The organism is Agrobacterium sp. DKPNP3 (assembly GCF_052686535.1).
In genome coordinates this window covers 1-12259 of sequence record NZ_JBQYSN010000117.1, presented here as the reverse complement: position 1 = coordinate 12259, position 12259 = coordinate 1, and the positions used below count along the sequence as shown (strand labels likewise).

The 12259-nt window shown below is 58.8% G+C and carries 9 protein-coding genes and 1 pseudogene; 7 read left to right on the top strand and 3 right to left on the bottom strand.

Annotated features, from left to right (window positions below):
* From thrC to ACUTJJ_RS22500, 4 genes are all read left to right on the top strand, one after another.
* Positions 1-1375: threonine synthase (gene thrC, locus ACUTJJ_RS22515; RefSeq protein WP_445543486.1), on the top strand; the 1375-nt coding region annotated here is incomplete at its 5' end.
* A gap of 21 nt (positions 1376-1396) precedes the next feature.
* Positions 1397-2695, top strand: a complete 1299-nt coding sequence (locus ACUTJJ_RS22510; protein ID WP_063947791.1) for a M16 family metallopeptidase — start codon at positions 1397-1399, stop codon at positions 2693-2695.
* 93 nt (positions 2696-2788) lie between these two features.
* Complete coding sequence (locus tag ACUTJJ_RS22505) at positions 2789-3388, top strand: GNAT family N-acetyltransferase (RefSeq protein ID WP_144575565.1); 600 nt, start codon at positions 2789-2791, stop codon at positions 3386-3388.
* Positions 3385-6300: an EAL domain-containing protein gene (locus ACUTJJ_RS22500; RefSeq protein ID WP_445543485.1), complete on the top strand. Its 2916-nt coding sequence runs from the start codon at positions 3385-3387 to the stop codon at positions 6298-6300. The genes ACUTJJ_RS22505 and ACUTJJ_RS22500 overlap by 4 nt, the downstream gene beginning before the upstream one ends.
* 194 nt (positions 6301-6494) lie before the next feature.
* Here ACUTJJ_RS22500 and ACUTJJ_RS22495 read toward each other — a convergent pair whose 3' ends face one another.
* From ACUTJJ_RS22495 to ACUTJJ_RS22485, 3 genes are all read right to left on the bottom strand, one after another.
* Positions 6495-7598, bottom strand: a complete 1104-nt coding sequence (locus tag ACUTJJ_RS22495) for a zinc-binding metallopeptidase family protein (protein WP_445543484.1) — start codon at positions 7596-7598, stop codon at positions 6495-6497.
* A 158-nt stretch (positions 7599-7756) separates the two neighbouring features.
* Positions 7757-7948 (bottom strand): CsbD family protein, encoded by a 192-nt coding sequence (locus ACUTJJ_RS22490; protein WP_063947787.1) that lies wholly within the window; start codon positions 7946-7948, stop codon positions 7757-7759.
* A gap of 101 nt (positions 7949-8049) precedes the next feature.
* Positions 8050-8655: a YqgE/AlgH family protein gene (locus ACUTJJ_RS22485; RefSeq protein ID WP_063947825.1), complete on the bottom strand. Its 606-nt coding sequence runs from the start codon at positions 8653-8655 to the stop codon at positions 8050-8052.
* A gap of 161 nt (positions 8656-8816) precedes the next feature.
* Here ACUTJJ_RS22485 and ACUTJJ_RS22480 point away from each other — a divergent pair, with 161 nt between their 5' ends.
* The 3 genes and pseudogenes from ACUTJJ_RS22480 to ACUTJJ_RS22470 form a co-directional block, all read left to right on the top strand.
* Positions 8817-9665 carry a protein-disulfide reductase DsbD domain-containing protein gene (locus ACUTJJ_RS22480; RefSeq protein ID WP_445543483.1) on the top strand — a complete coding sequence of 283 codons (849 nt, stop codon included), beginning with the start codon at positions 8817-8819 and terminating at the stop codon, positions 9663-9665.
* A gap of 99 nt (positions 9666-9764) precedes the next feature.
* A complete protein-coding gene (locus ACUTJJ_RS22475; RefSeq protein WP_063947785.1) occupies positions 9765-10250 on the top strand; it encodes a peroxiredoxin in 486 nt (161 codons plus the stop codon).
* Between the two features lie 755 nt (positions 10251-11005).
* Positions 11006-12259: pseudogene (locus ACUTJJ_RS22470) on the top strand (autotransporter domain-containing protein); the annotation flags it as partial.

Genomic DNA, 12259 nt, shown 5'->3' with positions numbered 1-12259 from the left:
TGCCGCCCCTTCGCTTGGTTTCTGCGACGCGCTGCTGGCGGGCCTTGGCCGCGACGGCGGGCTTTATGTTCCCAGCGAGTGGCCGTCCATGTCGAAGAAGGAAATCCGCAATCTGCGCGGCAAATCCTATCAGGATGTCGCCTTCGAGGTTCTCTACCGTTTCACCGGCGGCGAAATTCCGGCCGACAAGTTCAAGGCCATGATCGATGACGCCTATGCGACCTTCCGCCATCCGGCCGTCGTACCGCTAACCCAGACCGGCCCGAACACCTTCGTGCTGGAGCTTTTCCACGGCACCACGCTCGCCTTCAAGGATGTGGCGATGCAGCTCCTTGCCCGCCTGATGGATTACACGCTGACGGAGCGAGGCGAACGCGCAACGATCGTCGGCGCGACCTCGGGCGACACCGGCGGTGCGGCGATCGACGCCTTTGCCGGGCGGGAGCGCACCGACATTTTCATCCTTTTCCCGAACGGGAAGGTCTCTCCGGTGCAACAGCGCCAGATGACGACCTCCACCGCGTCCAACGTGCATGCGCTGGCGATCAACGGCAATTTCGACGATTGCCAGACGCTGGTGAAAGAAATGTTCAACGACGTGAAGTTCCGCGACAGCGTGAAGCTTTCCGGCGTCAACTCCATCAACTGGGCGCGCATCATGGCGCAGGTGGTTTATTATTTCACCGCGTCGCTCTCGCTCGGCGGCCCGGACCGCAAGGTGTCCTTCACGGTTCCAACAGGCAATTTCGGCGATATCTTCGCCGGTTACGTCGCCAAGAAAATGGGCCTGCCAATAGACAAGCTCGTCATTGCCACCAATGACAACGACATTCTGGCGCGCACGCTGAAGACCGGTCGTTACGAGATGCGCGGCGTCAGGCCCACCACCTCGCCTTCGATGGACATTCAGATTTCGTCCAACTTCGAGCGCCTGCTGTTTGAAGCCTATGACCGCGATTCCGCCGCCGTAAAGTCATCGATGGACGGCCTCAAGCAGTCGGGCGCGTTTGAAATCCCGGCCAAGGCGCTGAAGTTCATCAAAAAGGACTTTCGTGCTGGACGCGCCACCGAAAAACAGGTGGCGGCGACCATCAGAAATACGCTTGATAAGACCGGCTACCTCATCGACCCGCATACGGCGACAGGCGTTTTCGTGGCTGAGAAACACGAAAAAGCATCCTCCCCGATGGTTATCCTGTCGACCGCGCACCCCGCAAAATTTCCGGCCGCTGTAAAATCCGCTTGCGCAATCGAGCCTGCGCTTCCAGTATGGCTAGCTGACATTATGAACCGGGAGGAGCGTTTCGACATTCTGGACGCAGAGCTGAAAGCCGTGGAAACCTTCATCGGCCAACATGCACGCGCCGGCAAATAGAAACGCGGAAAGACGTTGAGTATGAGAGTAAATTTGACCCGGCTGTCGTCCGGGTTGACCGTTGTCACGGAAAGAATGCCACATCTCGAAAGCGTCGCTCTTGGGGTGTGGATCAAGTCCGGCTCCCGCAACGAGACGAATGCCGAGCACGGCATCGCCCATCTTCTCGAACATATGGCCTTCAAGGGCACCGCGCGCCGCACGGCCCGGCAGATCGCTGAAGAGATCGAAAATGTCGGTGGTGAAGTCAACGCCGCGACATCGACGGAAACCACATCTTATTATGCCCGCGTCCTCAAGGACCATGTGCCGCTCGCCGTCGATATCCTTGCCGATATCCTGACGGAATCGCTGTTCGACGAAGACGAACTGGAGCGCGAGAAAAACGTCATCCTCCAGGAAATCGGCGCTGCGACCGATACGCCTGACGACGTGATCTTCGACAATTTCTCCGGCGTCGCCTATCGCGACCAGACGATCGGCCGCCCGATCCTCGGCACGCCCGATACCGTGCAATCTTTCACGAGCGGCCAGATCAGGCACTATCTCGCGCGCAACTATACGACGGACCGCATCTTCGTCGTCGCGGCAGGCGCTGTCGATCATGAAAGCTTCGTGAAGCAGGTCGAGGAGCGCTTTGCGTCGCTGCCGCTGGTGCCTGCGGCACCGCCCGTGATGGAAAAGGCGATCTATACCGGCGGGGAAATCCGCGAGACCCGCGACCTCATGGATGCGCAGGTCCTGCTCGGTTTCGAGGGCAAGGCCTACCACGCCCGCGATTTCTACTGTTCGCAGATTCTCGCCAATATTCTCGGTGGCGGCATGTCTTCGCGCCTGTTTCAGGAAGTGCGCGAGTCCCGGGGCCTGTGCTACTCGGTCTATGCCTTCCATTGGGGCTTTTCCGATACCGGCATCTTCGGCGTGCATGCCGCGACCGGCGGCAACGATCTGCCCGAGCTGATGCCTGTCATCGTCGATGAATTGCGCAAGTCGTCCCAGATTATCCATCAGGAAGAAATCAACCGTGCCCGCGCACAGATCCGGGCACAGTTGCTGATGGGACAGGAAAGCCCCGCCGCCCGCGCCGGCCAGATCGCCCGGCAGATGATGCTGTATGGTCGCCCCATTCCCAATGAGGAGATGATGACGCGTCTGGAGGACATCACCCGGGAGCGTCTCACCGATCTTGCAGGACGCCTGTTTTTCGATACAGTTCCGACACTGTCCGCCATTGGCCCGCTCGAACATCTGCCGCCGCTCTCAGACATGACCGCCGCGCTTTCCGCGCAGCAGCCCGCAAGGATAAAGGCGAACGGATAAACCGACATGAGGGCGGGATTTAAAGGCGGAGACCGCTCATCTCTTTCGCCATCCCGCTTGCGGATGGCGATGTTTGCCGCACAGGGATCGTGAATGCTGCGTTTTCTTTCCCGACATAGCGACACGCCCGAATTGCGCAGTGCCGATCATCTCCTCAGATTGCCCCGCTACAGCGATTTCAAGCAATGGCATGTCCTGCGCTCTGAAAGTCGCCAGTTTCTGCAGCCATGGGAGCCGACCTGGCGCTCCGACGAATTGACCGAAGGCGCCTTCCGCATGCGTGTGGTACGCAACGGCCAGGAATTTTCCTCCGGCACGGCCGTTTCCTTCCTGCTCTTTCAGAAGGAAGCGCTGCTCGTCGGCGGCATCACCATCGGTTATATCAGACGCGGTGCGGCGCAGAGCTGCATGGTCGGATATTGGGTGGGCGAACGCTACGCGGCACAAGGCCATATGTCTGCCGCATTAAAATTGGTAATACCCTACATCTTCAACGGACTTCAGTTGCACCGTATCGAGGCAGCCTGTATTCCGGAAAACTTCAAAAGCATCCGGCTTCTCGAAAATGCCGGGTTCCAGCGGGAAGGTCTCTTGCGGGAATATCTGAAAATCAATGGCCAATGGCGGGATCATATGATGTTTTCCCTTCTTGCCGACAAGCAAAGCTCCGGCGGAACGAAGTACGATACATGACCTACAATCACTCTGCGCCGTGCCTGTCGAAACGTCTGGCGGCATTCGCACTGGCTGTGCCGTTTTTCCTGCTTTTCGTGCTTTTCGCCTCTCATTCCTACGCTTTCGAACCGGTGAAGATTTCCCGTGACGACACGGCGCTCGATCTTACCGCGACCACCGACATCTATGCCAATCAGGGCGAAGCCTTTCAGGTGTCTACTGCGCCCGGCCCTGACGGCATCCGCCGCCGTATTGAAGTTCGCGCCAGTTCCGACGATCACCAGGGCGACTGGGCGGTCTTTGCACTCGCCAACGTCTCCGAAGAGCAGCTGGAGCGCGTGATCGTCGCGCCGCATTTCCGTCTCGTCAATTCCAAGCTGTTCTGGCCCGATCTCGGCTCGCAGCGCATCATCGCCATCACGCCGAGTGAAGGTTTTGCGCTGGATCGCCAGCCAAGCCCGGATGCGGACGTGTTCCGCATTACGCTCAATCCCGGCTCGGTCATCACCTTCGTCGCCGAACTTTCCACACCGCAGCTGCCGCAGATTTATCTTTGGGAACCGGAAGCCTACAAGGACACGATCAACGCGTTCACGCTGTACCGCGGCATCGTGCTCGGCATTGCCGGCCTGCTGGCGGTGCTGCTGACCATTCTTTTCGTGGTCAAGGGAACGTCCGTGCTTCCCGCGTCAGCCGCCCTCGCCTGGGCCGTGCTTGCCTATATCTGCGTCGATTTCGGTTTTCTCGAAAAGCTCATCACCGTCACCTCAAGCGATCAACGAATATGGAGGGCGGGCGCCGAAGTCGCGCTCGCCTCCAGCTTCGTGGTCTTCCTCTTTACCTATCTCAATCTCAACCGCTGGCACGCGCATCTGGGTTACGCGACCTTTGCCTGGGTGGTGGGACTGGCGCTGCTGTTCGGCGTGGCGATCTACGACCCCTCGGTGGCATCGGGTATTGCGCGTGTTTCCTTCGCCCTGACGGCAACGGCGGGTATCGCGCTCATCATCTATCTCGGTTTCAACAAATACGACCGGGCGATCCTGCTCGTTCCATCCTGGGCGCTGATCCTCGTCTGGCTGTTCGGCAGCTGGCTGACGGTGACGGGTCAGCTCGACAATGACATCGTGCAGCCTGCCCTTGGCGGCGGGCTGGTTCTGATCGTGCTTCTGATCGGCTTTACCGTCATCCAGCACGCCTTTGCGGGTAGCGCCTATCAGCAGGGACTGTTCTCCGATCTCGAACGCCAGTCGCTGGCGCTGACCGGCAGCGGCGATACGGTCTGGGACTGGGATTTGACGCGTGACCGCATCGTTACCACGCCTGACATTTCCAACCGGCTCGGGCTGGAGCCCGGCACCATGCATGGTGCTGCGCGCAACTGGCTGCCGCGTCTGCATCCTGATGACCGCGACCGCTTCAAGGCGACGCTCGATGTGTTGCTCGACCATCGCAAGGGCCGCCTCAACCACGAATTCCGCATTCGCGCCGAGGATGGTCATTTCCACTGGCTGCAAATCCGCGCGCGTCCGGTTCTCGGCTCCAACGGCGAAATCATCCGCTGCGTCGGCACCATCACCGACATTACCGAGCAGAGAAACTCGGTCGAGCGACTGTTGCAGGATGCGATGAACGACAATCTGACCGGGCTTCCGAACCGGCAGGTTTTCCTCGACCGGCTGCAATCGATCCTCAATCTCTCGCCGGACAGCGAGGGCGTTCGCCCGACCGTGATGGCGATCGATATCGACCGTTACAAGCTGGTCAACGATACGCTTGGCATCGCCGCCGGTGACAATATCCTGATTGCGCTGACGCGGCGTCTGCGCCGGCTGCTGAAACCGCAGGATACGCTCGCGCGTCTTGGCGGCGATGAATTCGGCCTGATCCTGACCTCGGAGCGCGATCCGCAGCGGGTTGCCGATTTCGCCGATGCGGTGAACAAGGCGATCATGGTGCCGATCAATTTCGCCAATCGCGAAATCATCCTGACTGCCTCCATCGGGCTCGTGTCGTGGATCGACCAGCAGGAAAGTGCGGCCGGATTGCTCAGCGATGCGGAATTGGCCATGTATCGCGCCAAGCGCGCCGGCGGCAACCGCGTCGAGCCGTTCCGCCCCGCCTTCCGCACCTCGGGCACCGACCGGCTGCAGATGGAAAGCGACCTTCGCCGCGCCATCGAGCGCAAGGAGCTGTCGCTTGCCTATCAGCCGATCGTCAAACTCGACGATGGCGAGCTCGCCGGTTTCGAGGCGCTGATGCGTTGGGAGCACCCCAAGCGTGGCAATATTCCGCCAAGTGAGTTCATTCCGATTGCCGAAGCCTCTGGCCTGATCGAGCCGCTCGGCATGTTCGCGCTTGAACGCGCAGCGACAGACCTGATGGACTGGCAACATGCCATCGACAAGATGCCGATCTTCATTTCCGTCAATATTTCCAGTGCGCAGCTGCTGAACAACGAACTCTATAACGACGTTCGTGGCATGCTGACCCGCACGCGCTGCAACCCGCAGCAGCTGAAGCTGGAACTGACGGAATCCGTTGTCATGGAAAACCCGGAACAGGCGCGGCTTGTGCTTTCCAAGCTGAAGGAAACGGGCTTGAGCCTCGCCATGGACGATTTCGGCACCGGCTATTCGTCGCTCGCCTATCTTACCCGCTTCCCCTTCGACACGATCAAGCTCGATAAGGCGCTGGTGGCCAATACCAGCGACAAGCGGAACGTGCTGCTGCGCTCCGTCATCGCCATGGCGCGGGCGCTTGACATGCAGGTGGTGGCGGAAGGCATCGAAACGCCTGAGGATGCGGCCGAACTGGCGCGCATGAACTGCCATTTCGGCCAGAGCTTCCTGTTCGGCACGCCGGTTTCGGGCGATGCGGCGCTGAAGTTGCTGAGAGAGCGGTTCCAGCCGACGAAGCGGGCTTCGTAAGCGGAGTATTGGACGCGAGGTAGGCTAACTCCGTCATGCCGGCCTTGAGCCGGAATCCAGCCGCCGCGCGTCGGCGCGGCGAGAAAGTCATTTCAGCCCAAGGATTTGGGCTGGCTGGATGCCGGATCAAGTCCGGCATGGCGGGAGGAGGAAACGGCGCGTTTGCCGACTGTTACTCGTAGCTTGTCGACTGTTCACTGAACCAGCGCAGCCTGCACCTGTGTTGACTCATCCGCGGCCACCTTGCCATGCAGGAGATCGTGAATGAACTCCATCTTCGCCACCACCGGCGGCGTCAGCACGAAGGGATAGAGGTCCGCCTCCCCCATGCTGCGCTGGATGGAATTGATGGCGACGCTGAGCGGTATCCATGCTTTTACCAGCTGCGCGGCACTACGCGCCTTATAGGGATCGAACGTCACCTCAGCGGCCATTTCTTCATGCCCATCAGGGTCAATCGCCACCCCAAAGGCGCGCGCCGTCTCCAGCGTATCGACGATATGCAGGTAGTGAGCGAAACATTCGGCGAAATCTTCCCACGGGTGGACCGAGGCATAGGAGCTGATGAAATTCTGCTGCCAGTCCGGGTTCGGGCCGGAATCGTAATTGCGTTGCAAGGCCTCACCGTAATCGGCGCGCTCGTCCCCAAACACGGCACGGCAAGCCTCAAGCCGATTGGCGTCGCGCACGAGCTTGTTCCAGATGAAGTGGCCGACCTCGTGACGAAAATGGCCGAGCATGGTGCGGTATGGCTCGTTCATGTTGGCGCGGACCTGCTCGCGCGTCACGTCGTCCGCCTCGGCGGCGCGAATGGCGATCAGGCCCTCGTCGTGACCGGTCATGGCCGGAATAACGGAGCCATCGGGGGCAACCTCATCCACCAGAAAGTCAAACACCAGTCCGCCTGCCGGGTCCGCATCACGGTTGGGGTGCGGCAGGCCAAGACGCAAAATCGAATAGAACAGGTGTCTCTGCGCCTGGCTGATGCGCCGCCATTGCTCGATCCCCTGCTCGGTCGCGATATCCGGGACGAGCCGATTGTGGCTGCAGGCGGGGCAGAAAGCGCTCTCACTCTCAGCCGGCACCGACCAGTTGCAGATGTCGTTCACCTCATTGGCGCAAAACCGGATCTGTTTTTCCGGCGCTGCCACCAACTGCCAGTTTGGTTCCCCCGCCGGTGTCAGCGCTTCCATGGAAAGGCGCTCCGGCACGAAGGCCAGACGGTGGCCGCAGGCGACGCAGAATCGATTGTCGAAATGAACGGGCTGGCCGCAGGACGCGCAGGAAAAAAGCTTCATCGGTGAAATCCCGGAATGGACGGATAAGGCAGACGTAGGGGATGAACGTGCCGATCTGGTGACGGACCACCGCTCCCCGCATACGACAAGAGCGCATGTGCGGTAACACATGCGCTCCGAGCGCCACGTTTTGGGAGGGGCGCTATGCGTCGAAACGTTTACATGCGGTCGACGGCGCCCTTGACGGAATCCTTGGCCTTGCCGACCGACGACTGAACCTTGCCCTTGGTTTCCTGGGCGGCACCCTTGGCGCGAAGCTCGTTATTGCCTGTCGCTTCGCCGACGTTTTTCTTCACCTTGCCAGCAACTTCGTTGGCTTTACCGGCGATCTTGTCAGATGTGCTACCCATGTTACTACTCCCTAGTTTAGCCGTACTCTCTGTCCGGCTTTCGGCATAGTAACGTCAGGGCTGCAATTTTGGTTCCAACTGGAAAGGCCGAATATAAAGCTTCAGGCGTGGCCCGCATCCGCCGACAGCATGCGGGCGTCGACACCCATGAGCGCCAGAGCGCGCTCGTATTTATTATCGAGCCCACGGTCGAAAATCAGCTCTTCCGAAGCGGGGCAGTTCAGCCAGCCATTGTTGGCGATCTCGTTTTCCAGCTGGCCCGGCCCCCAGCCGGCATAGCCCAGCATCATGGTTGCCCTTTGCGGGCCGCGGCCGTTGGAAATGGCGCGGACAATATCGAGCGTTGCCGTCAATGAAATATCATCGCTGACGGGAATACTGGATTCGCTCAAGTAGTCATCGGAATGCAGCACGAAGCCGCGCCCGGACTCGACCGGCCCGCCACACTGGATCGGAAATTCGCGCGTGCGGTTCGGCAGCATGATGGCATCGTTGCTGTCCACAAGTTTCAGATGCAGAAGGATATCGGTAAAGGTGATCTGCTGCGGCCGGTTGATGATGAAGCCCATGGCGCCCGCATCCGAATGAGCGCAGATGTAGATCACCGAGCGGGCAAAATTGCCGTCATCCAGTCCGGGCATCGCGATGAGGAACTGACCATCGAGAAAGCCACGTTCGCGTTTGTCCATCAGGGTTGAAAAGCTCACCGGCGCCTCCAGCAGGCCGAATTCCGCTGCATGGCGGAAACGGCGTTCGCACTTCGACAAAGGACAGGATGCGGCATCCCGCCCGATCAATCAACCGAAAATGATGAATCCCACGAATTCGTAACTGGCCCGCAGGGCCGTGTTGGGTTAGACGGGAGAACATGAACGTCACATTATTTTCCCGATTTTCGCATCTTCGCCTCGCGGCCGCGCTGGTCGCCTCCCTCGGCGGCACCCAAGTCGCCAGGGCCGAAATAACCGACTGGGCCAGAAGCGAAGGTGGCCAGATGCGCGTGGCAAGCCTTGCCGCGGACGCCAACGGCGTCATACGCGGCGTGCTGCAAATCGAACCGAAAGATGGCTGGATCACCTATTGGCGCGAACCGGGTGAAGCCGGCATTCCCCCGAAGATCACGCTTGATCCGGCAAGCGGCGCAACGCTGACCAGCATGGCCTACCCTGTTCCCAAGCTGATTGAAAATGGTGAACTCACCGATATTGGTTACGACCACGCCGTCAGCCTGCCTTTTCAGTTGAAAGTCGTCGATCCGGCCGCTGGCGCAAAAATAGATCTCACCGCCTTCATCGGCGTCTGCCAGAATATCTGCATCCCTTTCGAGGCGAAGTTTTCGATCGATCGCGGCAAGGTTGGCGACGATGACAGTGAGGAACGCCGGCTTCTGGAGGAGGCGCGTGAAACTCTGCCCGAAGCGGCATCCGATGATTTCAAGGTCGTTGATTTCCACATTACGCCTGATAAGACCATGCTCGGCGTGCAGTTGCAGCTTCCGGAAAATGCGCCGAAGGGCACTGAAATCTTCATCGCCGGCCCCTCCGGCTTTGCCTATTACGAGCCGCAAAACCTTGTTCGCGACAAGCGCAAGCTCTCCTTTTACATGAACATAAAGGGGCTTCCGAAGACGTATCAGGTGCAGGGCAACAGCTGGCCCATCCTCGTGAAATCCGGCGATCGGGCAATGGAAACCGTGCTGAATTTTCCAAAACCTTAAGGGGCGTTCAAGCGGTGGAATTTACCTTGAAAACCGCATGACAGGCTTCATTTCCTTGCTTTATAGTCGCGCGAACCGAACCGCCACAGGAGCACGGACATGACCATCAAGATCGGCGACAAACTGCCTTCCGCCACCTTCAAGGAAAAGACGGCCGACGGCCCGGTTGACACCACGACGGACGAACTTTTCGGCGGCAAGAGAGTGGTCCTGTTCGCCGTGCCCGGCGCTTTCACGCCTACCTGCTCGCTGAACCACCTGCCGGGTTACCTCGAAAACCGCGACGCCATTCTTTCCAAGGGCGTGGACGATATCGCCGTCGTCTCGGTCAATGACTGGCATGTGATGGGCGCCTGGGCGCAATCGTCGGGCGGCCAGGGCAAAATCCACTTCCTTGCCGACTGGGACGCTTCCTTCACCAAGGCGCTCGGCCTCGATGCCGATCTTTCCGGCGGCGGTCTCGGCGTTCGCTCCAAGCGTTATTCGATGCTGGTGGAAGACGGCGTGGTAAAGTCGCTGAACGTCGAAGAAAACCCCGGCCAGGCGACCGTCTCGGCCGCCGCGGCGATGATCGAGCAGCTTTAAGAAGCTTATTCTTAAGTACACAACTTCATACACCAAATATTAAGTAGGCCCGCGAACTTACTCTTCACGGGTCTTGACGAATCACCATCAATTCAAACAAATTACTTGAGAGCTAAGTCGTTATTTAATAACATATATACTAAATATACCACATAAGAAATAATAACATTTATCTTACTTAGAAAATATTAAAACAGATATTCGACAGTTAATTCTTAAATTCATTCATTTATTCGCAAATGGGCATGATGCGCCATCCACAGATATTTCTACCCTTAGTCCGTTGAACCCTGTCTAGGTTCGTCACAGGGTACGACACCGGAGAATAGGTGGGTATGCGCGGCAACACATCAGCAATCTTTCAGCCTCACTCGATTTCCGTTTCACACAAAAACTTGGTTGGACCTTTTGCACTGAACGCCCCAGTGCCGCGCCGCCCTGCGTTTCCGTCGTCGCGCCTGATGACGGGCTGGCTGTCACCGAAACCTCTGACATTTTTTTTCACCGTTCCAATGTTGCTCGGACTGAACTGTGCCGCCACGGCAGGTGACATTCCAGGCTCGCCTTACGTTCGCTGGCTAGAAGGAGCAGACAGTAATTTCGTCAAAGGCATCAGCGGAGACGGGTCTGTCGCGGTCGGATACTCGAGTTTCAGCAGTGGCCCGCGACCTTTTCGCTGGGAAGCAGCGACAGGAAAGCTGCGCTATATTGATGGTGGGATTGAAAAAAATGGTGGGCGCGCGGAGAAGGCAAATGTGGACGGCTCCGTGATCGTGGGCACCTCCAACAGCGACCAAGCCTTCCGCTGGACCACGAAGACCGGAATGCGGACACTTGGCACGCTAACGGGGACCGGCAAATCCTCCGCCATGGCCGTAAGTGCCGATGGGTCGATCATCGTTGGTGTATCCACAAATGCCGAAGTGCAGCGAGCCTTTCGCTGGTCAGCGGCGACTGGCGTCATGACGGCAATTGACATGCCCGCCAATGTAACCTCTTCCGTTGCCAATGACGTCAGCCTCGATGGAAAGGTTGTTGTTGGGGAATACTATACCGAGACCAACATGCACGCCTTTCGTTGGACCGCGACGGATGGTGCTATCGATATTGGAACACTTCCCGGTTCCTACGATGCGCGCGCGTTTGCGACCAATAAGGACGGAACGATTGTCGCAGGAGCCTCAAGATTTATCAATCAGGTTACCATCGACGCATTGGACGACAGAATGGGCAGCGTCGATGAGGACAGCGACGTCAAAATCATTACTAAACGCGATCCCGTCAGGCCCTTAACAATGTTCTTTGAAGAATGGCACGGCTTCAGATGGAACGCTGCGACGGGCTCTCTGCAGCCGCTTGAGGAAACTCCGAGCGGAACTGGCTCCCTCCCCTATGCCATGAGCGCAGACGGTTCCGTCATTGTCGGGAACTGGGAAGCCGCCAGCGGTCAGCGCGGCTTCCGCTGGACGGAGGCGACGGGCATGGTTTCCGTCGAGGACTGGCTGCGCAGCAATGGTGTCTCTATCACCGGCGACTTCACAAGTAGCGCCACGGGCGTCAGTGCCGATGGCAATATCATTGTCGGCCAGACGAGAAACAACACGCCCTATATTGCCCGCATCGTGCTTGCGGATACCGGGACATCCGGCCCAAGCACCACTTTGGACGACGTGGATGCGTCGGCATCCGGAGATATGGGTAACGGCGGCAGGCAGCCACGAGGAATCGACCTTACCAGCGGATCAGGCACTTCAACTCCTACTCCGACATCCTCCGGTAGTTCTGCTTCGTCTTCTTCATCGTCTACGTCATCTACCTCCTCAACGTCTGCCTCGCCCTCGGGCTCCTCCAGTGCTTCGACATCTCCCGCCACCACGACATCTTCGCCAGCGCCAGCGGCTGGTGAATCTCCTGTGGCTGCCGCCCCGGCACCCTCTTCGGCAGCGCCAACGGTTAATGACTCTCCTGTGGCTTCTACCCCGCCACCCGCTTCGGCAGCACCAGCGGCT